The organism is Pseudoalteromonas sp. CnMc7-15 (genome assembly GCF_022347925.1).
GTDB classification, from domain to species: domain Bacteria; phylum Pseudomonadota; class Gammaproteobacteria; order Enterobacterales; family Alteromonadaceae; genus Pseudoalteromonas; species Pseudoalteromonas ruthenica.
In genome coordinates, this window is record NZ_JAKRFT010000001.1 from 705,954 (window position 1) to 728,690 (window position 22,737).

General features: G+C 48.1%; 16 protein-coding genes and 7 tRNA genes. 9 read left to right on the top strand and 14 right to left on the bottom strand.

Annotation, left to right across the window (positions count from 1 at the left end; all coding sequences use genetic code 11):
• Nucleotides 1-29: 29 nt before the first annotated feature.
• From dinG to rsmS, 6 genes are read left to right on the top strand one after another with little or no spacing between them, the layout of a single operon-like run.
• Nucleotides 30-2,102 (top strand): ATP-dependent DNA helicase DinG, encoded by a 2,073-nt coding sequence (gene dinG, locus MHM95_RS03210; RefSeq protein ID WP_239384197.1) that lies wholly within the window; start codon nt 30-32, stop codon nt 2,100-2,102.
• Nucleotides 2,103-2,879, top strand: coding sequence for a TSUP family transporter (locus MHM95_RS03215; RefSeq protein WP_022946729.1), 777 nt, complete (start codon nt 2,103-2,105; stop codon nt 2,877-2,879).
• On the top strand, nt 2,879-3,487 hold the full coding sequence (locus MHM95_RS03220; protein ID WP_022946728.1) for a primosomal replication protein: 609 nt from the start codon (nt 2,879-2,881) through the stop codon (nt 3,485-3,487). The genes MHM95_RS03215 and MHM95_RS03220 overlap by 1 nt, the downstream gene beginning before the upstream one ends.
• Nucleotides 3,484-4,398: a histone deacetylase gene (locus MHM95_RS03225; RefSeq protein WP_239384199.1), complete on the top strand. Its 915-nt coding sequence runs from the start codon at nt 3,484-3,486 to the stop codon at nt 4,396-4,398. The genes MHM95_RS03220 and MHM95_RS03225 overlap by 4 nt, the downstream gene beginning before the upstream one ends.
• Nucleotides 4,399-4,451: 53 nt before the next feature.
• Nucleotides 4,452-4,742, top strand: a complete 291-nt coding sequence (locus tag MHM95_RS03230) for a late competence development ComFB family protein (protein ID WP_022946726.1) — start codon at nt 4,452-4,454, stop codon at nt 4,740-4,742.
• Nucleotides 4,714-4,875: a pleiotropic regulatory protein RsmS gene (gene rsmS, locus MHM95_RS03235; protein ID WP_022946725.1), complete on the top strand. Its 162-nt coding sequence runs from the start codon at nt 4,714-4,716 to the stop codon at nt 4,873-4,875. The genes MHM95_RS03230 and rsmS overlap by 29 nt, the downstream gene beginning before the upstream one ends.
• A gap of 60 nt (nt 4,876-4,935) precedes the next feature.
• Here the strand turns inward: rsmS and MHM95_RS03240 are convergent, their stop codons facing one another.
• The 5 genes from MHM95_RS03240 to MHM95_RS03260 all read right to left on the bottom strand — a co-directional run bounded on the left by MHM95_RS03240 (nt 4,936) and on the right by MHM95_RS03260 (nt 13,988).
• The gene (locus tag MHM95_RS03240; RefSeq protein ID WP_238319668.1) at nt 4,936-7,626 is read right to left on the bottom strand and encodes a 7TM diverse intracellular signaling domain-containing protein; all 2,691 of its coding nucleotides are present in this window, start codon (nt 7,624-7,626) and stop codon (nt 4,936-4,938) included.
• 20 nt (nt 7,627-7,646) lie between these two features.
• Nucleotides 7,647-9,887: a TonB-dependent receptor gene (locus MHM95_RS03245; protein ID WP_239384201.1), complete on the bottom strand. Its 2,241-nt coding sequence runs from the start codon at nt 9,885-9,887 to the stop codon at nt 7,647-7,649.
• Nucleotides 9,888-9,955: 68 nt separating this feature from the next.
• On the bottom strand, nt 9,956-12,172 hold the full coding sequence (locus tag MHM95_RS03250; protein ID WP_239384202.1) for an NAD(P)-binding protein: 2,217 nt from the start codon (nt 12,170-12,172) through the stop codon (nt 9,956-9,958).
• On the bottom strand, nt 12,165-13,115 hold the full coding sequence (locus MHM95_RS03255) for an acetoacetate decarboxylase (RefSeq protein ID WP_053910981.1): 951 nt from the start codon (nt 13,113-13,115) through the stop codon (nt 12,165-12,167). The genes MHM95_RS03250 and MHM95_RS03255 overlap by 8 nt, the downstream gene beginning before the upstream one ends.
• Nucleotides 13,116-13,223: 108 nt before the next feature.
• The gene (locus MHM95_RS03260; RefSeq protein WP_022946720.1) at nt 13,224-13,988 is read right to left on the bottom strand and encodes a class II glutamine amidotransferase; all 765 of its coding nucleotides are present in this window, start codon (nt 13,986-13,988) and stop codon (nt 13,224-13,226) included.
• A gap of 452 nt (nt 13,989-14,440) precedes the next feature.
• On the opposite strand from MHM95_RS03260, the gene fadE reads away from it, so the two are divergent.
• Together fadE and MHM95_RS03270 are read left to right on the top strand one after the other, a co-directional pair.
• The gene (fadE, locus tag MHM95_RS03265; protein ID WP_022946719.1) at nt 14,441-16,900 is read left to right on the top strand and encodes an acyl-CoA dehydrogenase FadE; all 2,460 of its coding nucleotides are present in this window, start codon (nt 14,441-14,443) and stop codon (nt 16,898-16,900) included.
• Nucleotides 16,901-17,088: 188 nt separating this feature from the next.
• Nucleotides 17,089-19,014 (top strand): S9 family peptidase, encoded by a 1,926-nt coding sequence (locus MHM95_RS03270; RefSeq protein WP_239384203.1) that lies wholly within the window; start codon nt 17,089-17,091, stop codon nt 19,012-19,014.
• A gap of 243 nt (nt 19,015-19,257) precedes the next feature.
• Here the strand turns inward: MHM95_RS03270 and MHM95_RS03275 are convergent.
• The 9 genes from MHM95_RS03275 to dnaQ form a co-directional block, all read right to left on the bottom strand.
• Nucleotides 19,258-19,334, bottom strand: a tRNA-Asp gene (locus MHM95_RS03275).
• A 26-nt stretch (nt 19,335-19,360) separates the two neighbouring features.
• Nucleotides 19,361-19,437 (bottom strand) — tRNA-Asp (locus MHM95_RS03280).
• 38 nt (nt 19,438-19,475) lie between these two features.
• Nucleotides 19,476-19,552: transfer RNA gene (locus MHM95_RS03285), tRNA-Asp, on the bottom strand.
• Between the two features lie 43 nt (nt 19,553-19,595).
• Nucleotides 19,596-19,672: transfer RNA gene (locus tag MHM95_RS03290), tRNA-Asp, on the bottom strand.
• 29 nt (nt 19,673-19,701) lie between these two features.
• Nucleotides 19,702-19,778: transfer RNA gene (locus MHM95_RS03295), tRNA-Asp, on the bottom strand.
• A 27-nt stretch (nt 19,779-19,805) separates the two neighbouring features.
• Nucleotides 19,806-19,882 (bottom strand) — tRNA-Asp (locus MHM95_RS03300).
• Between the two features lie 25 nt (nt 19,883-19,907).
• Nucleotides 19,908-19,984: transfer RNA gene (locus MHM95_RS03305), tRNA-Asp, on the bottom strand.
• Nucleotides 19,985-20,084: 100 nt separating this feature from the next.
• Nucleotides 20,085-21,449 (bottom strand): TIGR03503 family protein, encoded by a 1,365-nt coding sequence (locus MHM95_RS03310; RefSeq protein WP_239384205.1) that lies wholly within the window; start codon nt 21,447-21,449, stop codon nt 20,085-20,087.
• Nucleotides 21,450-21,473: 24 nt separating this feature from the next.
• Nucleotides 21,474-22,187 carry a DNA polymerase III subunit epsilon gene (dnaQ, locus tag MHM95_RS03315; protein WP_022946716.1) on the bottom strand — a complete coding sequence of 238 codons (714 nt, stop codon included), beginning with the start codon at nt 22,185-22,187 and terminating at the stop codon, nt 21,474-21,476.
• Between the two features lie 66 nt (nt 22,188-22,253).
• Between dnaQ and rnhA the strand changes: the two genes are divergently transcribed.
• Nucleotides 22,254-22,724: a ribonuclease HI gene (gene rnhA / locus MHM95_RS03320; RefSeq protein WP_130148399.1), complete on the top strand. Its 471-nt coding sequence runs from the start codon at nt 22,254-22,256 to the stop codon at nt 22,722-22,724.
• The last annotated feature ends 13 nt before the right edge of the window (nt 22,725-22,737 follow it).

Genomic DNA, 22,737 nt, shown 5'->3' on the forward strand with positions numbered 1-22,737 from the left:
CTGTAAATATATACATAAGTTGATACACCATGCTATCCGATCCGCTGAAAAAAACAATCCGAAACGCTCATCAGCGGATAGCTTCAAGCATGGACGATTATCGCCCTCGTGCTAGCCAAAACTACTTGGTCGCAGAAATAGCAAAAACACTCGCTGGTGAATACGACAAAAAGCAGCGCATTTGCGTGGTCGAAGCCGGAACCGGAACCGGCAAATCTTTGGCATATTGCTTAGGTGCCTTACCACTGGCACTCAAACGTAATAAAAAGCTGGTGATTGCAACCGCTACAGTGGCCTTGCAAGAGCAGCTGCTCTATAAAGAGTTACCCTTTTTTGCCCAGCACAGCGGTCTTACTTTTAGTTATGATTTGGTCAAAGGCCGGGGGCGCTATATCTGCGCCCATAAGCTCCATAACGCCGTCAATGGCGAACAAGAGCAACTCGCGTTGACGCCCACTTTAAGCTCTCCTTTGAGTGACATGGAGCAAAAATGTCTGCATCAGCTGCATGATGCTTACCAAAACAAACAGTGGCAAGGTGACCGAGACTCATGGGCCGACGTGATCCCAGATCGCGTATGGCACCTTATTGCCTGTGATAAGCATGCCTGCCAACGGCAGATGAAAGCACACCAAACCTGCCCTTTCCATCTTGCGCGGCAAAAAATAGCGCAAATGGATGTGTTAGTGGCCAACCACAGTCTATTGTTGGCCGACTTGGAGCTCGGCGGTGGCGTGATTTTGCCGGAGCCAGAGAACTGTATTTATGTGATTGATGAAGCGCACCACTTACCGCATATCACTCGCGACTTTTCATCTGCAGCAGCCACCTTAAAAGGGACTCAGGATTGGCTCGAGAAACTACTCAAATTCAGCGGCAAAATGGCGCAAACCATTTTTAGCGCCAGCGCATCAGGTAGCCAGTTTAAACTCAATGATGCCCTTGATGATGTGGCCAGAGGCATGAAAGCCGTGCTGAGTATGCTTGATAGTGCAGACTTTCAATACACCGAAGACGACACCTATCGTTTCTCACACGGAGTGCTGCCGCAACAGCTCACAGTGCAAGCCAAAGATATCAGTGAAGCCAGTAAAACGGCGCTACGCACCCTCAACAAGATGCACGAAGCGCTCAGTAGTGACGTAAATGATGGCGATGTGAAGCCGTTTATTGCTGACCCTATTTTAGCTGAAAGTGGACAATATATAGCCCGTTTAGAAACGCTACAAAAGCTGTGGCAAAGTTATGCTAAAGAAAGCGAAAGCGTTCCTCATGCCAGATGGATAAAGCGCATGGAGTATAAAAACCACCATGACTACCTCCTGAGTGACTGCCCTATTGAAGTGGGGTTTTACCTCAAAGATAAATTATGGCGCGAGTGTGCAGGAGCGGTATTGTGCTCGGCCACGCTCAGCGCCTTGGGCTCCTTTGAACATTTTGCCCATGAAAGCGGGCTACGCTCAGAGCAAGGAGTTAAGTTTATCAAGGTGCCCTCACCGTTTGATTACCCCAATCAAGCGCAGCTGCATATTCCCAAAACCGAGTGTGAACCAACCGACAAAGCGTTTAGCGATTACCTTGCCAAAGCACTGCCCAATACCCTAGATAAATCCAAAGCCAATCTGGTGTTGTTTGCTTCCTATTGGCAAATGCACCATGTCGCCGAGCGTTTGCGTAAACAAGGGTGGGACATTTTAATGCAAGGCGAGCTCTCTCGGGATACACTGATCCGACGCCATAAGCGCCGTATTGATGATGCCCAAGGCAGTGTGCTGTTTGGCACCCAAAGTTTGTCTGAAGGCCTCGATTTGCCAGGCGATTACCTGACTAATCTAGTGATCACAAAAATCCCGTTTGCGGTGCCCACCTCACCGATTGAAGAAGCGCAAGCAGAGTTTGTAGAGCAAAAAGGAGGCAACCCGTTTTTATCCATTACCGTACCGGACGCCGCCAAGAAATTAGTACAAAGCTGTGGTAGACTGCTGCGCAAAGAAAGAGACAGTGGTGTGATTACCATTTTCGACCGCCGCTTAATCACCAAGCGTTATGGTAAAGCCATGCTCGATACCTTGCCGCCCTTTAAACGAAAAATAGATTATTAGATGTTTGAACTAGCTCTCGACCCATCGACTTGGGCCATTTTATGCGCCGTAGCCCTTGCTGCAGGCTTTATAGATGCTATCGCCGGCGGCGGCGGTATGTTAACCGTACCGGCCCTACTTACTGCCGGATTACCCCCGCATTTAACTCTAGGGACGAACAAGTTAGCGGCCAGTTTTGGCTCACTGACAGCCAGTGTCACCTATTACCGTAAACGTTTGTTCGACCCTAAGTTCTGGGCTGCGTCGATTCTCGCCACCGCTATCGGCGCTACCCTAGGCACCTTATTGGTCGATAGTATGAGCACCGAGTTTCTCAACAAACTCATTCCTGTGGTGATCATCGCCGTCGCTATCTACTCCTTATTTGGCAAGCTCAGTCCACAGCAGAGTAACGATTTACCGCTGCTCTCTGGCGCTATGCGCATAAAACAGTGGCTCCAAGGCTTGGCCTTAGGCTTTTTCGATGGCATGGCTGGCCCGGGCACAGGCACATTCTGGACCGCGTCAAATAGCCTCCTTTATAAAATGAGCCTGTTGATCAATTGCGGTTTAGCCCGCTCGATGAATTTTGTCAGTAACTTTATTTCGCTGATCACCTTTGTAGCCCTTGGTCATGTTAACTTCTTACTCGGCGCTACCATGGGGTTATTCTTGATGTTAGGGGCCTGGCTGGGGGCTCATTCAGCTATTCGCTTCGGCTCAAAAATGATCCGCCCGGTATTTAACACCGTTGTTATTGTGTTAGCACTGAAACTCGTCTATGAGGCTTATTTGTAATGAGCTCTGGCCATGCATTAGCGCGATTACAGCAACAACTGGAGCGTCTGCGCAGCGATGCTGAACAATTTGATAAAGCCAATTGGTTTGCTAAAAATCGTTTTATGCAATCCAAACATGCATTGTTCGATCGCAGTGTGTTTAATAGCAAAAGTATGCTGCTCGTTGATTACGTTGATGAAGTGCAAACGCAACTTGAAAGACTAACGAGAAGTCTTGAGCATCAAGGTCGTCATCAATATGGTTTTGCTCTCACGCATATTACCGAGCAAATAGAAGCCATCGTCAAAGTGCTTAAAGCAACCTCTGTGTGGGCGAAAGAAAATACACCTACGGCGAGGGCAAAAAAGTACCAAAAAGCGGTGAAAAAAATTATTCAGCCAACCAATGAGCTTTATCAAGAGCTGGCTAAAAATCACGAATTTGAACGTCGCTTGGGGCAAATGATTGACGACCGCAAACAACAGATGCATGGCGCTGATGCCACCACCGTTGCTAAGTTAAATCAGGAAGTCTTAGCGCTGCATGCACGCTTAGGACGCTGCCGTAAGGCCATTAGCGCCTGTGAAGAAAAAATACAATTAGCAGAGAAGCAAGCGATACGATGAAATTATTTTATCACCCTATCTACTCTCAGCTCGACCTACCTGCTCACCATCGTTTTCCAATCAGTAAATATCAACAACTCTTCGACATGCTGTGCGCACACCCAGAACTCAAATCAGGTTTTACTATTAGTTGCGCCGAACCTATCTCGGTGAGCACGTTAGAGCTTGCTCATGATGCTGACTATGTCCATCAGTTCATCACTGGCACGTTGGCGGATAAAGCGCAAAAACGCATCGGCTTTTGCCACAGCGACGCATTGGTAGAGCGCACCCTACAGTCAGTTGGCAACACTTTGGGCGCAGCCCAAGCGGCACTTAAAGACGGGGCCGCGATGAACTTAGCGGGCGGTTACCACCATGCCTTTGGCAACTATGGCAGTGGCTTTTGTATTTTTAATGATGCTATCACCGCAGCCCGATATTTGTATCAAGCGGGGCTCATTGATAACGCCCTCATTATTGATTTAGATGTTCACCAAGGTGATGGCAGCGCCGCCATCGCTGAAAGTGACGACGCCATTACAACCTTGTCATTGCATGGTGAGCGTAACTTTCCACGCATCAAGCAAAGCTCAGACTACGACTTTGCTCTGCCTTTGCATTGCGACGACCGTGTTTACTTGGAGACACTCACACAAGCGCTAAAGTTAACGCAGCGTCTGCATCGCCCGGATATTATTTTCTATAATGCCGGGGCCGATGTACACAGCGATGACGAGTTAGGAACCCTGAGCCTAAGCTTGGCCGGTGTCGGCGCCCGTGATGCTCAGGTGCTTACTCATGCAAAACACCATGAAATCCCAATTTGCACTATGCTTGGCGGCGGATATCAACGCAATGTAGCGCAGCTTGTCAAAGTGCATTGGCAACTTGTAGAGCAATTTCATCAGTGCTTTATATTGGACAGTTAGTTAACCTGAGCTATGCTAATTAAGATGGTATAGTTACGGGAAAACAGTGAGTTATGAAACTACATGACGACGTCCACAATTATTACGAAAAGTTGGTATTAGAGGAAATCGATCGCCAACAATTGCAGCATATGTATGACAGCGATACACTAGCGGACCTATGTTGTACGGTGCTCAATCAACTTCCACCCCGCTATATTCGCTTTGATGTTGATATGGCATTTTACCTATCCACAGCTGAGGCTGAGCAAATGCAGGAGAAGGTTGAGGCCGCCGTAAAAGTAGCCTTAAGCCTAATCGCAAAGCGAGGAAGTCATGCCCAAACCCGAGAACAATCTCGATAACGCACCAGAAGAAGTAAAATTAGCCGTAGACCTAATCATGCTGTTGGAACAAAACGACATTGAACCAAGTACCGCGCTCGCGGCACTGGATATTGTGCGCCAAGATATGCAAAGGCGATTACAATCAGACTGAGTCGTCCAATCTAAACCGCGTCACCTGTCCTCGCATGCTTTACCTTGAAAAAGCGACCCATTAACATAAGTTCGGGTCGCGCTTAAGGGCATCGTGCTCAAGCTTAGCCAGCTCTGCGATGAGGCCATCAATTAACCCCATAGCCTGTTCCGGGTGTTCACCTTTTAATATCTTATCCGCTTGCTCCGCTAACGCTTGAAGCTGCTCGAAACCAAACATTGCAGCGCTTCCTTTAAGGGCATGAACAGACTTACCCAGCCCGATCAGGTCCCCATATCTGGATTGGTTTTCTAGCTGCACCCGCTGCTCAGCCAACCCTGATACATAGTCATCGCGAAGAGCCTGCATATCCGACTCAGGCAAATCAATATCAACAAATTGCTCCGGCAGTGCGAGATAGTGGGCAATCTTTTTAGCAAACTGCTCTCTGTCGATGGGTTTGCCAAGGTGATCCGCAAATCCAAGCTTTAAATATCGCTCAATTTCATGGCTCATGGTATTCGCCGTGAGTGCTATCACCGGCGTAGTACATCCCGTCGCTTGCAAAAACGACAGTGCTTGCTCGCCATCCATAATGGGCATTTGGATATCCATCAACACTAGGTCGAAGTCTCTTTCCAACGCCTGAGTGACAGCTAACTGCCCGTTTTCGACCCAAGTCACCTGCAATCCCATGCGCTCCAATATACGCTGCAGCAATTTGGCATTATCACGGTTATCCTCTGCCAACAGTACATGGCCATGCAGCTCACTTTGAGCGATACAGTCCTCACTATGCTCATCCGCATTGAGCGCTTTGCTGTAGCTCTCTAACCATTGCGTTTGCTCGGTTGTTTTAAGCGCCAAATCGACAGTAAAAGCGGTGCCCTGCCCCTGAATACTCTGCACGTCAATGTCGCCACCGAGTTTGCGCGCCAAGCTCTTTGATATATTTAGGCCCAACCCAGTGCCACCGTATTTACGTGAAGTGGAAGAGTCCGCCTGATAGAAGGCTTCAAATAGCTGAAACTGTTCTTGCTCGCTCATGCCAATACCGGTGTCTTTTACGGTGATAATAAGGCGCTCATCCTTTGCTGCAACATCAATATTAATGCTGCCAACACTGGTAAATTTTAAGGCATTGGCGGTTAAATTTAACAGTATTTGTCGCAACCGAGTAGCGTCAGTGTAGATATAGTCCGGCAATGGGAAGTGGTAATGCAACGAAAATCCCAAACCTTTATCGCGAATTTGCTTACCAAGAATAGACTCCACTTGGCCTATGGCGCTAAATAAGTGCGTTTTCGCGCTTTCGACCTCAAGACGGTTGGCTTCTATTTTCGACATGTCGAGAATATCATTGAGTAACCCAAGCACATGGCGGGCGTTTTGTGCAATCACATGGGTCGCTTGGCTTTGCTCATTCGCTTTTACATCCCCTAATAACAGCCCTTCAGCGTAACCAATGATAGATGTCATAGGAGTGCGGATCTCATGGCTCATGTTCGCCAAAAAGCGAGTTTTTGCTTCGCTGGCATCCCGTAGCTCAACCGTTAACGCCTGCAACTCACCCGTACGCTCTTGCACTTTTGCTTCAAGATTTTTAGTTAATTCAACATTGGCATCATTAATCAGTCTAAACTTGTCGGCCACGGCAAAAGCGAGTAACAACGCATCCAACGCTGTACCGATTAAACCAAGGTGATACAAATTAATATTGACCGAAGGCAATAGCCCAAGATTAGTTAAGTTACCCACCATATTTGGTAGCGCCATACACATGTAAGCCAACACAAAATAACGGGCTGGTTTGTAGCCTTGCATTATTCGTCTAATACCAATGTAAAGCCCTAAACACAGCGCTATCGCGGTCGCGAATGTGGCCCAAATAAACCCAGCTCCGGGGGAGATTACACTTATTGGCAAACCAATTAACGACACCCATGAGAAGATTAACGCTCCTCGGGCAAATCGTGGGTGGGTCTCATTAAGCTTGAGCAGGTGGATGTAAAATAGGGTGTTAGCCAAAGGTGTTAGAATAAAGCCAAACCAGTGCAGAGCAGTCAAGTCGATGGCAAAAAGCTGGCTCGGAATATGAAAGAAGTGACTCCATGCAAACACCCAGGCAGCAGTAAAAAATGCATAGTAAAGATGAGTTTTGTCTTTCGAGCCTAGGTAAATCAATAAGTTGTAGAGCCCCAGCACAATACCCACACTGAAACACAGCATCATGATGAGGTTTTCCCAAATCGCTTGCTGCTGATAGTCACCCGGCGTAGATAGCTTTATCTTTGGCGGGGTATAAAATGCCGCGCTATGAAACTCGGTCACGATAATTACCGACTCATCTAACGGCAGGGTGAGTGTTTTCCCATAGTGAAAAGCAAACTCATACTGACCGCGCTCACCGCTTTGATAAAGCGTGCTTCCTGATTGCGTAAATACCTGCGTATTAATGACAGATACCACGCTATTGTAAGGGGCATACACCCATTGCTGCTGCGAAGACTGATTCGTGACCTTGTAGACGCTAACGTAACGCCCACCAAATAACTGCGGACGCTCTACTTTAGGCTGCTGTTCCAGCCAGCTAAGTAACTGTTTTTTTGATGTCGGTAATTGAGCTGTTTCGCTGATGCGGTAGTAATGGGGTGGCGCGTCAAAATCCATGGAATTCTGTGTTACCACCACGTGCTGCAAACTCGCCGAATGTGTCTGGGCACTTATCAGCAACAGTAACCCCATCAATACCTGTATTAAGTGCCTCGTCACAACAACCTCAAGGATCTATCTTAAAAATGGAAGGTTACGTCCAAACCTACACGCCGGCCTTCGCCCTTGAAGTCTTCATACATTCCTAAAAACTCGCTGAGATCGAACTTTAAATGGCTGTAGTGTGTATCAAACACATTTTTTGCCCATAACCTTGCTTGCCATTGCTGGTAATCGGCCACAATATGCGCATCCCACAGTATATAATCGCCTTGAGACGCAATAGGGTTTTCGTTTTGATCAAAATAATAATCTGATTGGAAATCAAATGACACCCCCGCCCTCATATCGACGTTGGTCCATGCCCACGAGTAAGCCAGTGCGCCATTGATATTCCACTTAGAGGTAAATGGCAACCTATGGTCCGTCAAGGTGTTGCCTAAGGGATCTGTATATTGCTCAAACTCTGCATTAGGGATATAACCAAGTGCTAAGTGTGCACGCCAGGGCCCTTTAGGGCGATAATACATTGTCAGCTCCGCTCCGCTAATACGCGAACTAGCGACATTTTCCAACAATTGCAAAGGCGGTTGCTGTGGGTTAGCTGAAGCTTGATTCATGAAGACTTGTTGGTCGTCGTACTGATAATAAAAAATAGCCCCATCAAAACCAAAGCCTGAGCGCATTAATGGCGTTTTAAACCCTATCTCATGGGCACTAAGCTGCTCTGGTCCGTAGTTAGCCTGTTGCGCCTGCTCTGGCGTAGATAAGAAACCGCCATTGTAGCCACCGCTCTTATGGCCGTCTGAATAACGATAATAATAAAGGTTATCACGGCTATCAGTGTAGTGCAGCGCCAGCTCCGTAGAAACGCCGTCATCATCTTGCTGTCCACTGACTTGGTAGTAATCAATGGTGATACCGCCTTGAGGGTCTGCGGCAATCGGCACATTGAGTGTGGAGACCGAATCATACTCGACAGTTTCATCGCTGTAGCGTACCCCAGTTACCAATGCCCAACGCGGCGATAACTGCCATTGGGCATGAGCAAACAGTGCCCAAGAGCGAGTGTCTATCTCGTTATCGTATAAAAAATTAGCCGTCAGGCTCGGATCTAAGATGCCGCGAAAGTCACGCAGCAAATCATTGTTATTTAACTGCTCTATTTGCTCGGATAACTGATATGCACCCAAGGTAATATGATGCTGCTGATAGTGCCCTTGCAGTCTTAGTTCGTTGCTCAAGCTGCGTGTCTGCAACCCGAGGTTTCCTTCGCACAACCGCGCGAGCGAGCCATCGCAATTAAAACCATGGTCGCGCTCAAGGTCGCTCACTCCCAGTAACCAGAGCACTTGCCAGTGAGTGTTCACTTGCCAACCTAACTCATTAGTGAGTCCCCAACGGGTGGTTTCATGAGCATTGTTGTTGTTTACCTTCACCGCCCAGAAGTCATCGCTGCCATCATTAAAACCAAATGCGTCAACACATTCACCTTGGTTAATTTGAGCCAATGTACAAGGTGAGCCATCGCTGGGAGATATGATTCCGATGTTTCCGACAGGCTGTGTCAGTCCCTGCCAGCGACTGTACTCAACTTTAGTGAACCAATTGAGCTGTTGCCACTGCCCTAAATAACTAACCCGGGCGTCATTTTGCTCAAGGCCGGCTTCGGGGTAAGCTTGGGCTAGGTTATAACTGGTGTAATCATATTTCTGATGATTTAACGCTACTCGCAAAGCTTGCTGTTCGGACAGCTGCATATTCCCCACCAGCTGCGCTTGACGCCAATCATCACTGCCGATAGCGCCTTTGACGTAGCCGTAGTTATCGAACTCAGGGCGTGCAGTGCGTACTAAAATTGCCCCCCCGGTGGTGTTACGGCCAAAAAGCGTACCTTGTGGCCCTTTAAGAACCTCCACTTGCTGTATATCGTATAGATTAGCAATTTGATGGCTGGCAGAGCCGCTGTTAACCCCATCAACATACAAACCGACCGGGGAAGTATTAGCGGTATTGTAATCAATCAGCCCGACACCACGAATATTAATGGCCGGCGGTGTACCTTCGGCGGCATTTTGCGATATTTTCACATTTGCCGAGAACCGTCCTAACTCGGTGGTATCTTTGATAGCCGCATCCGTGAGCTGTTGCTCGCCGATATAGGTAATCGATACACCGACTTCACTGGCTTGCTGAGCCCGTTTTTGCGCGTACACTTCGATCACTTCCATCTGCTCATCAGCTGAAGTTTGTTGAGCCTGTGCGACCGTCGTACAAGCAAAAGGTATACACAGCAGAGTCCGCTTAAGTTGCCAAGTCATTTTTTTATAACGCATTAATTTAATTATTGATCTTAGTATAGAAGAAACCTCGTCATAACAGTAGCGTGTTACCAAGGTAAAAAGCCGCGCTCACCACTAATATGGGTTGGCACGCCGGATAGCGCCCGCGCTGTTTGCATGCCAGCCATCACCGCCGCCTCTACACAACCGGCATTAACGCCGGTGCTAATCCAATCTCCAGTAATGAAGAGGTTGCTAAAGTCGGTTTCTTGCGTATGCAAACGGTACTGACTCGTGCCAGTTAATGACAACACATAGCGCTCGCTGGGGTCGAGGTTTACGCGCCAATACTGATAATCAAAACGTTGCTCACCCTGTGCGCTCGCAGGAGCATACAAAGTATGCCATTGAAAGCCTTCACTATCGCCAGCTTCTGGCCACAAATAATGCATGCTGTGCTTGAGTTTGTTGAGGCAATTGTTTTTCACGTTTTGCAATTGCTGCTGCACAAAGCCCGTGTCGCTCGCGGGAGGGAAATCAGCGCACGTATACGCGCTGCAAAAATACGCGACATTAACTGGTTGATTATCCTCTGGCCACTGTTCCCAAGGTAATAGGTGTGCCATCGCGGCCCAGGTGTCGAAGGGCTTGGAAAACGCGCTGAGGATAGGCGGCTTTGTCGATGCTTGCCAACCTAGCTGCCGGTCGTCTTTATTTAGCCACAACTGCATTGCTTGGGTCGCCACGGTGCCAAGCTCCTTAACACTCGTCGCTAACCGAGTGTCTGTTGCTAAAAGCGCTGGCGCTATATGCTCCATGCTTGCCACTGATACACCACATATCACATGATCAAAGTCCACTGCGCGCTCAAGGGTAATGCGCTCAAGCGGTGCAGAAAAATGACGCTCATACACCGCCTCCCAATCACTCCAATGTGACTCTAGGTTTATGTTGTGGGTCTTTAATAGTTGCGCTTGGTCTGCGTTAATTTGTGTATACAACGGCTCACTTGGCCAGCAAGGTAAGCCGTGGATATCCACTAAAGGATGATAATCTGGGTGCTTAAGATCAACTTGCTTGCACAGCTCAATCTTTTGCACAAAGCGCCCGCTACTGTCGGGATACAATTGCTGCACCTGATGAAAAAAGGCAAATTTTACGCCGCGCTGCTTTAATAGCTCGTAGATGGGCGCAAAAATAACATCGCCCATTCCCGCTTGCATCTTCCACATTACGCCGCCACGGTAACACAGCAGAATTCGTAGGATAGCCAAGGCTGCAACCCCCGCCTCCACATTCGGTTTGCTAAAATCGCCATCTTGGTAGCCAAACACTAAGTCGTAAAACCCTCTTACTGGAGCACTATCAACGCTAAAGTGTGGGTCTGCACCATTATCGCTAAGCCACTCGCGTAAATCACGGTCATTAATACTGGCAAAGCCACGCTCATGAATTTTGTCGCGTATTAAACCAACCAACATGGCAATCGCTAAATCGGCGCAAATATAGGCTTGACGCAGCTTCGCATTGTCATCGAGTAATTCACGAACTTCTTCACGAAGCCAGCGCTTAAGCTTACGGACAATATACCAAGTTCCCAAACGATCCGGCTTGTGACTAAAGCTTTCGTCGTTAACACGCAAATTGAGTAGAGCACTGAGCTGCTCTAATAATAACCTAGGGTTAGAAACAACCTGCTGCGCATCTTGGCGTAGCTCGGTGTAAAACTGACTTACCTCCAGAGTGATACTGCTGAAGGTACTTTGCACTTGCTCCATAATGCTGGCTAAAAGATGCTGATCACGCCGCTTCCGAGTGGTGAGTACAGGTTTATGTGCCAGCTCATGCTCTATATCGCCGACAAACTTCTCTAGCCAGGCGACCAAAAGCCGAGCAATTTGCCAAAAGTGTAAATCCAAAGTGCCCGCACTAGGGTTCCCCTCGATTCGTGGAAATTCAATGGCCCAAGGCTGCCATTGGCCGTTAATATGCTCTTGTAAGGCGATAACGTCGTGGGGTTTAAATGCCTGTTGCCACGTTGCCATAGGGTGAGTCGCAGGTCTATCCAGTGCTTGATAAACTCGCTCTATGGTGCGGAACGAATTTACATAGGCGCCAAACCAAACATGTAAGCCATGCTCTTCAATACGTTGGCCCATATTTGCGTTGCGACCACTGGCGCCTTTACCACCCAAACGCCAGCCTTGCTGATACACGGTTATATCAAACTGTTGTTGCCAATTGGCTTTTTCCGTTAAATACACAGCAGCGGTCATAGCACTGACGCCACCACCAAGAATCGCGATTTTTTGCTGCTCAGACATAGCCTTGCTCCACAATTACCCTTGCTCCAGCCTGCTCAAAGTCCATATTGACGTAATAAGGCAGCCGCGCCCATTGCTTACCTGTAGCGATACCAAAGAGTTGCTGCAGTGGAAACGCATCAAGATGGCGAATATCAACCTCATACTCCCCTTCTAATAACCCCACCTCATGAATCGCATTGATGGTTGAGGGCGAGTGCAGCACGGCGCTGTAAAGACTGTTTTGGGCCATTCCATCCGGGCATTGTTTAAACAAAATTTGATCTAAATAAGGGTGTGTAACTCCGCCTAACAACTGTTTGATGAGCTCTTTGCTCAGGTGCGCCCCTTGCGCTCCTTGCGACAATAACTCGGCTATCTCTTTTGTCGTCTCATACGCTTCGCTTAGCCAATTGTCATTATCATCCACTCTACGAACCCGTAATAGCTCATGCCAGGCCATTTGCGTGTTTGGGTGGTAAGGTTGAAAGGTTTCTAGTTGCAGCGAAAAGTCACTGTTTGCCCGCTTATTCTCGGGCATGCTGTAGCGACATAAATATTTGTTATAACCCCAAATCTCGCGGCCATTAATTAAAGCATTAATGTTATTTACACAGATAAAGGCAGGAAACCAATATAGATGCAAAGCGCGGTCGTCACCCTTTGCTTGTTTGACGACAGGCAACCAGATGATGATATCAGTCTCTTGCATCCAGCCATACTCACTAAAGGGCGCCTGCAACGAAGCGATGCGGGTGATATCAGTAAAGCTTAGTAATGGCGATGAGCCCAGTACTTTAAAAAAGTAAGGTGAGGAGTCGATTGAATTCAACGTGGTATCAACAAAGTGCTGCATTTTTTGCTCACAGCCTGCTAAGAAAAAGCCGAACATGCGCGCATCTTTCATGCCACACGGCGGTTTGGCGATGGGGTTTGAAGGGTAATGAATATAAGGTAAAGCCATCCTACTCTACTCGCTGGTTTTAATCTTTTAGGCCCAAAAGTTAGGGCAACGCGTGCACCGAGTATAGATGGCTTTTTATTTGTTCACATTATTTAAACAAGTACGTCGCTAAATTTTCTCGCCCAACTTAAACAAGACGAACTCGCCAGGTTGCATTTTTTGCCAACGCTCATCATTGGTTAATGGCCGCGTTGCGATGACCGTCACTATGTCATCAGGTGTGGTTTCCTGTTGAAAGTTAACCACCATATCAGCATCGATTAGCGTGGCTTTACCAAAAGGTGCACGGCGAGTGATCCAGTGCAAATTGTTAGTACAATACGCCAGTACAAACACACCATCGGTTAGCAGCATATTAAATACGCCTTTTTCTCTTAGTTGGTGCGCCAGTTTGGCTGCGTAACGAAAAACACTCGCCATATTGCTGGGTTTTGTGGGGTACTTTTCACGAATTTTGTCGAGCAACCAGCAAAACGCCAGCTCACTGTCGGTATTACCAACAGGACGATAGTAAGAGGGCTTTAAATCACTGTAGTCTGAGAGCTGACCATTGTGCGCGTAGGTTATCTCCTTACCCCACAACTCGCGAGTAAACGGATGGGTGTTTTCCAAGCAAGTTCGTCCACGATTCGCTTGACGAATATGACTGATCACCGACTTACTTTTTATGGGATACGCACGCACCAGTTTGGCTATTTCCGACTCGCTACTCGGCAATGGGTCTTTAAATGAGCGACACCCTTTACCCTCATAAAACGTGATCCCCCATCCATCTTTGTGCGGGCCCGTATTTCCGCCACGCTCTAACAAGCCGGTAAAACTAAAACAAATATCTGTTGGTACGTTGGCAGACATGCCAAGCAACTCACACATTTAACACTTCCCAATAAAATCAAAGATAAACTAGCTTAAGAACAAGCATGTTTTGGTATTCAAGCTGTGCAACTAGTAGTAAGGGGTTATTCGCCAGCTTTCTATACTGCTATTATTTCACAAAAACGCCAAGGGGTTAAAAGCCAGAGCCAAATTCAAACTTTCCCCTGCTTATCTGGCTGCACTCTTACCACTTGATTATTGAATAAATAACGAGAAGGCAAGGTGCACAGCCCATTTTAAAATGATCAGACTTACGCCATTATTACCGTTTGTACGTACTAGATTGAGCATAAAACGAGTAGAGCCTATCACCTTTGTTATCATCGACTAAAATTTGTCAGTGATAAAAGGTGCAAGCACCCTATAATTAGTCCAAGAGGGCTTGCAACCCTAATTGAGTAACGCTAATCTAGCTGCTAGTGGTCAGACCTCTAACAAGGAATCAGATTATGACACTTCTTTTTTTTATACTTGCGCTTATTGTGGTGCTGTCTTACGCCAGTTACCATCGCGCCAGTTTTAATACCTGCCTCGGTCTTGCCGTTGCAACAATGATTGTCGGCACCATTGCCGGTGGTTTCGGTATCATTAGCTGGCTTATCTTTTTAGTTATTGCCGTGCCTCTGTCTGTAACGACAGTTCGACAGCAATACCTCGTAAAACCTCTTTTTGCGGCTTTTAAAAAAGTCACCCCGACGATGTCAGATACCGAAAAGTCAGCCATTGATGCTGGTACTACATGGTGGGAAGCGGATCTTTTTTGTGGTCGTCCTAACTGGAATAAACTACACCAGTACCCCATTCCAAAGCTGAGCGCTGAAGAGCAGGCTTTCCTTGACGGACCCGTGGAAGAAGTGTGCGGTATGTTTAGCGATTGGGAAGCAACCCACGAGCTTACTGATTTACCCGAAGAGGTTTGGCAATATCTGAAGGACAATAAGTTCTTCGCCATGATCATCAAAAAAGAATTTGGTGGTTTAGAGTTCTCAGCTTACGCCCAATCATGTGTGCTGCAAAAGCTCACCAGTAAGTCGACCTTGTTATCGTCAATTGTCGGTGTCCCTAACTCATTAGGCCCGGGCGAGCTACTCCAGCACTATGGTACCAAAGAGCAAAAAGACCATTACCTCCCTCGTTTGGCTAAAGGTGATGAGATCCCATGCTTCGCACTGACCTCACCCGAAGCGGGTTCTGATGCCAGTGCCATTCCTGATTTTGGTGTGGTCTGTAAGGGTGAATTTAACGGCGAAGAAGTGACTGGTATTCGCTTAACTTGGAACAAGCGCTACATCACACTTGCACCGGTTGCGACAGTGCTTGGTCTTGCTTTTAAGCTGCGTGATCCAGACGGCTTGCTGGGTGATGAAAAAGAACTCGGCATTACCTGTGCGCTTATTCCAACCGATATGGAAGGCGTTAAAATTGGCCGTCGCCACTTCCCTTTGAATGTGCCGTTCCAAAATGGTCCAACCCAAGGCGAAGACGTTTTCGTGCCATTAGACTACATTATTGGTGGTCCAAAAATGGCTGGTCAAGGCTGGCGTATGCTGGTTGAGTGTTTGTCGGTTGGTCGTGCTATTACCCTACCCTCAAATTCAACGGGCGGCATTAAATCGCTTGCTGTTGCCACCGGTGCTTACAGCCGTATTCGCCGCCAATTCCGCCTACCCATTGGCAAAATGGAAGGTGTTGAAGAAGCTATGGCGAAACTGGGCGGTTACGCCTATGCCAGTGATGCGGCGGTCAGTATGTCTACCGGCGCGGTTGATTTAGGTGAAAAGCCATCTGTCATTTCAGCCATTTTGAAATATCACCTGACCGAGCAAATGCGAGAGTCCACCATGCATGCTATGGATGTTCATGGCGGTAAGGGCATTTGCCTAGGACCAAATAACTACCTTGGCCGAGGTTATCAAGGCGCCCCTATTGCGATCACCGTAGAAGGCGCCAACATCCTCACTCGTAACATGATTATTTACGGTCAAGGCGCGATTCGCTGTCATCCGTTTGTGTTAACCGAGCTGAATGCCTGCAGCATCGAAGACAGCAATGAAGCTTTGGATGTATTCGACAATGCCCTAATGGGCCATATCGGCTACACCATTTCTAACTTGGTACGTACGAAGTGGTTAGCATTAACCGGAGCGCGTTTTACCAGCGTGCCTTATAAAGATGAAACCACTGAGTTTTATCGCGATGCAGCGCGTTTCAGTGCCTCTTTGGCGCTGATGTCTGATATTTGTATGGCGGTGTTTGGTGGCTCACTAAAACGCAAAGAGCGCATCTCTGCGCGCCTTGGTGACATGCTAAGTTACCTGTACTTAGTATCAGCGACTTTGAAACGCTACAACGACGAAGGCCGCCGCAAAGAAGATTTGCCATTAGTTAAATGGGCCTGTCAGGAATACTTGTATCGCTGTCAGCGTGCGCTGGCTGATTTAATCAATAACATGCCCTCAGTGTTTTTGCGCGGTGTGCTTAAGGTTATTTTGTTCCCTTGGGGCCGCCCAGTGCGCAAGCCAACCGATAAGCAAGAGCATGTTATTGCCCAGCTACTGCAAACGCCTAACGAGACTCGTGAGCGCTTGTCACAGCATATCTTCTTAACCGATGGCCCACACAGCCTACTCGGTAAACAAGAGCAGACACTACGCAACATTCTTGCTGTGGAGCCGCTGTTCGATAAGGTATGCCGCGCGACGGGCAAAAAGCTGCCTTTCACTCAGCTTGATAAGGTGGCACAAATGGGCCTTGATGAAGGCGTGCTCAGTGAGCAAGAAGCCCATCAATTGCGCGATGTCGAGCAGCAACGTTTGGATGTGATCAACGTTGATGACTTTGATCCCGCCGACCTACTCGCGGGTAAAGCGGCGCGTAGACGACCAAACAAAAAGGCGTCTGCTGCTTAATAATTTGTGCACAATTGCACTTTTCCACGACACCAAGCCAGCATATGCTGGCTTTTTTATGGCTGTTGCAAAATTTGCTAACAATTTGCACCTAAAAAAGACCCTGCCTAACCTTGCTTTTCCCAGCGTGAACCCGAACACTAAAAGCGAAAATAACAATACCTAAAAAACTAACAGGATATATATTTATGATAGCGAAGCATTTTATTGCCAGTGCCCTAGCAGGCGCCATCGCGCTCTCTCTAGCTGGATGCCAGCAGAGCGCTTCTAACGAGCTACAAAGTGTACAAACGCAAAGCCAGTTCCAAACTTACAGTGCCGAGACCTTCTACGATACCGTAAGTTTAAGGGGCAATAGCATCAACCATAGTGGTGATAAACTGCTACTGAGCAGTGATGAGAATGGGGTGTTTAACCTCTATGAGGTAGACATTAAAACCGGCGTCCGCACACAGCTAACCGATGCCAAAGACAGCACCTATGCACTGGCATTTTTCCCCAAGGACGACCGAATTCTGTTTAGCCGAGATAGCGGGGGTAACGAGCGCACCCACGTGTTTGTTCGCGATCAGCAAGGCGAGATCACCGATTTAACGCCCGGCGAAGAGACCCGCGCGGCATTTGCAGGCTTTAGCCAAGACGGGCAACATTTTTATGTGCTGAGCAACCAGCGTGACGCCAAGTTTATGGACTTATACAAATTCGATAGCAATAGTTATGAGTCTCAGCGTGTTTATACCAACGAAACGGGGCTTGATGTCAGTGCCATCAGCCCAGATGGCCGTTATATTGCGCTAACTAAGCATCACGATAACCGTGATAGTGATTTTTACCTACTGGATACTGCATCGGATCAAGGCCCTAAACTTCTCAGTGCTCACGAGCAACCAGCCAAGTATAGCGCCTGGAGTTTCAGTGTTGATGGGCAATCACTGTATTACACTACGAATGCAAAAGGCGAGTTTCGCCAGATGTGGCGCTATAACTTGGCCACACAAGAGCATGAACTTGCTTTGGACGCCGACTGGGATGTCAGTTTTATGGAGTACTCAAAGTCTGGACGATACCGCGTCAGCGCCGTCAATGCCGATGCCAGCACCCAGGTAACGATTTTAGACACCAAGACAAACCAAGAGCTGGCGTTGCCATCAACACTGCCTAAAGGCACGCTCAGTGGCGTCGAATTTAGTGATGATGAACAAATCATGTCATTTTATTTAAGCTCAGATACCAGCCCACGCAATCTATATGTATGGCGAATTGGCAGCGATCAAGCGCAGCGTCTCACCAACACCCTGAGTGCAAACATTGCTGAAGAAAACCTCGTGAGCAGCGAAGTGGTCCGTTTTAAAAGCTTTGATGGACTCACCATTCCCGGCATTTTATACAAGCCTAAGCAGGCCTCAGCCACGAATAAAGTCCCGGCATTAGTCTGGGTGCACGGTGGCCCAGGTGGCCAAAGTCGCACGGGTTATAGTGCTATGCGACAGTTCTTAGTGAACCAAGGTTACGCGGTTTTTGCAGTGAATAACCGTGGCAGTGCCGGCTATGGCAAAACCTTCTTTCACCTTGATGACAAAAAACACGGTGAAGAAGACTTACAAGATATTATCTACGGCAAAAAGCACTTACAAACGCTGGATTGGGTCGATAACGATAAGATTGGCATTATCGGCGGCAGTTACGGTGGCTATATGACGGCGGCAGCACTCGCCTTTGCCCCTGACGAGTTTGAAGTGGGCATTAATATCTTTGGCGTTACTAACTGGGTGCGGACACTGAAATCCATTCCACCTTGGTGGGAGAGCTACAAAAAGGCACTCTACGATGAGATGGGCGATCCGGCCACCGATGAAGAGCGTCATCGTCGTATCTCTCCGTTGTTCCACGCAGATAACATCAAAAAACCGTTATTAGTGGTACAAGGAGCCAATGATCCCCGAGTTCTGCAGGTTGAAAGCGATGAGCTCGTTGCCGCAGTGAAAGCCAACGGAGTGCCAGTTGAGTATGTACTCTTCCCCGACGAAGGCCACGGCTTTAGTAAGCGTGAAAACCGCATTACAGCGGCCAATGCGTACCTGTCTTTTCTTGATAAACATTTAAGAGGTCAATAAGACTGCTGTGGCCAGTGCATGCTGGCCACTCCTTTCCCCTGTTAACTGCCTTCACGCACCGCCTACACATGTCGCGTCGTTCTTTGCTAGCGCGCTTATAGCTATCAGTTTACTGAAAACACAGCACCCGCCTATCTAGGCTTATTACAGGTAAATAGAAGCAGCACCCATAGCGGGTATTAAAAGGGAACAGATAAAGGAATAACAAGAATGTATCTGGAAATACTGAGTGAGCACACTCAGTGGCGGAGTGGACGGGACTCGAACCCGCGACCCCCGGCGTGACAGGCCGGTATTCTAACCAACTGAACTACCACTCCGCAGTGGTATGAGTGCATCGTCTAAGTGGCGGAGTGGACGGGACTCGAACCCGCGACCCCCGGCGTGACAGGCCGGTATTCTAACCAACTGAACTACCACTCCGCAGTGACGATGTGTGTACATAGGATTTATTCAGACATTGGCGGAGTGGACGGGACTCGAACCCGCGACCCCCGGCGTGACAGGCCGGTATTCTAACCAACTGAACTACCACTCCGCGACAAGCGCTGAATAACACAATGTACTAAAAAATATAAAGATGGCGGAGTGGACGGGACTCGAACCCGCGACCCCCGGCGTGACAGGCCGGTATTCTAACCAACTGAACTACCACTCCGCAGAGATTTATATTTTTTCTATTCCGAATGGCGGAGTGGACGGGACTCGAACCCGCGACCCCCGGCGTGACAGGCCGGTATTCTAACCAACTGAACTACCACTCCGCGACGGAATAAGGCTGTTTACTTAACTGGCGGAGTGGACGGGACTCGAACCCGCGACCCCCGGCGTGACAGGCCGGTATTCTAACCAACTGAACTACCACTCCAACGAGTAAGCAAACACTGGATAACTGGCGGAGTGGACGGGACTCGAACCCGCGACCCCCGGCGTGACAGGCCGGTATTCTAACCAACTGAACTACCACTCCGCGATATCCAAACTGCCAGAAGCTCTGCCCTGACAGCGGCGTGAATGATACGAATCACCCCTTGGTGAGTCAATAGTTTTTTTGAATTTTTAGGGCTTTTTTAGTCATCTGACATCGAAAGGTTTAAAATTTCACCTGATTTATCACTTTTTGAGCCATTTTTATCTGAGTTAGCTTCAGAGCTGTTTGTTTCTTGCTCATCACTTTGGGCACTTTTTTTCTTCCAGAACAATAAATTAATATTGCCTAAAAGTGGCTTTTTTTGCACCAACACGCGAATGGCTGCCCATCCAGCGAGCAAAATAAACACATTCCCTAACACCACTAAGCTGTAGAATAACGCATTGCTCATCGCACTTGGCTGATCACTTTGCTCTGCCAATTCGGTAGGCCCTTGGCTCACCGGGGGCGCTATTTCTTCGACCTTTTCTATGGGCCGAGCAATGGCAAATTCATAATCAGGCAGGGCTGCCATAAACTCACGGCCATTGCTGTTCGTGCCGTATAGCTCTATTTGCAGCGAATAACGCCCCCATTCGTAATTGCTAATGGTGATCACGCGCGTGTTGTCTTGCTCAGCTGGCAATGAAAAGGCTTGTTCATCGTTATTGGGATAAAAGATCTTTCCTTGGAGCAACACCGATTGCGGATCGAGTAGCTGCTCATCGAGGGTAATGTGTAACTCGTGGCTTTCGCCTTTGGCTCCCTCATGAAGCTCATAGGTGAGCGGCGGCTCTTTGACCACCACTGGCTCTTGCACCACTTTACGTTGGATGATGGGCGTGGTCAGGGCTATCTCTGGCCGCCACTGCCCGGCGGCAAAATCAAGACGAAACTCCCCCGTGAAAATCGCATCACCCGGGCGCTCATCAAAACCTCGGCCATCATCTTTAAAGTTGGCAACATGCTCTGTGCGGGCACCAAAGTTACTGTATTCATTATTATTAGTACTAACGAAATCAACTTGCATGTTAATGACATCACGGAAACGGCCAATTTTCACCTGCTCACCATCATTTAACACCTTCCCCGTCAGTTTAATAATTTCGCCACGAAAAAGCAGAGGGGGAAGTTCATCAACTTGAAGGGAGATATCGCCGATAACCATAATACGGCTATCCGGCAAAATTTGCCCAACCACTTGCCAAGGCCCTGGCATCGGTTTGTTTAGCACGATTAAGTCATAGCCGAGCTCATCATGCCACTGTAGGTTGTCGTCATTGAGTGAGTGGGTGGCATAAATTTTACTGCCATCTGGGCGCACCAACACAACGGCGGGTGAGCCTTGGCGACGAAAAAAGAGCAGCGTAATCTTGTCAACATCGTGGTCAATCCGAAAGCGGTTATCCAACAGCGGGATTTCATTGCCCTCGGCCAATACGGTCAGCTTTTCCTGCTCATCGCCCAGTGCCGACGCACTGACACCAAGTAGCAGCACCATACTGATGAGAATTAATTTTGCCATCACCACCCTTTTCATCTTTTATCTCTACTGAGTGCGCCACAAACAATGACCGCCCTCTTTCTCTACCAAGTCTAGACGCTGCTCATGTGCCGCCAACTCTTGTTCGTCAGCACGCAGCACCGTTAAGGCAGGTCTATCTGGGTTTAAACGAATGATGTCACCATCGTCGCCTTGGTTTTGCTGTTCATTATGTTGCGCCAAATTAAGTTTCTTCTGACCGCCGGTCATTGCTAAGTAGACGTCAGCAAGAATCTCAGAATCCAGCAATGCACCGTGCAACGTTCGCTTTGCATTATCAATATCATAACGGCGGCAAAGCGCATCGAGGTTATTCTTTTGTCCGGGATGCATTTCCCGGGCCATGGTTAAAGTGTCGAGTACTTGGCACACCTGCTCAGTATTAGGGTAGCCTCGATTCAGCATGGCAAATTCGTGGTCCATAAAGCCCACATCGAACGGGGCATTGTGAATAACGAGTTCTGCACCACGGATATAGTCAAGAAACTCATCGGCTATTTGGTGGTATAGCGGTTTATCTTGCAAAAACTCATTGGTGATCCCGTGCACATCAATGGCCTCGTCTTCGATGTCGCGCTGGGGATTAATGTAAACATGAAAATTGTTACCGGTTAGCCGGCGGTTGATCAACTCCACACAACCAATCTCAATAATGCGGTGCCCCTCTTTCGGGCTAATGCCTGTAGTTTCGGTATCAAGCACTATTTGTCTTTGCGCCATATCAGTTTACGCTCATATTTGCTATCTTTGCTGCTTCGTTCATTGTACATAATAACAAGGTAAAGCGTGCAAAAAAGCGTAGAAATTTATACCGATGGTTCGTGTTTAGGGAATCCTGGTCCAGGGGGATACGGTGTTCTTATGCGTTACGGAAAGCACGAGAAAACGCTAAGTCAAGGGTATCAAACCACGACCAATAACCGCATGGAATTACTCGCTGCAATTGTCGCTTTGGAATCGCTCACCCGCCCCTGTGACATTGTCCTTACTACCGACAGCCAATATGTAAAACAAGGCATAGAAAGCTGGTTAGCGAATTGGAAAAAACGCGGCTGGCGTACCGCCAGCAAGCAACCGGTTAAAAATGTTGATTTATGGCAGCGCCTTGACGAGGCTTGCCAACGCCACACCATTGATTGGCGCTGGGTTAAAGGCCACAGCGGACATAAAGAAAATGACATCGTCGATGAGCTCGCACGCACTGCCGCAACCAGCGCATCGTTGTTGGAAGACACCGGCTATCAACCAACAGATTGACGGTGTTGAGGCA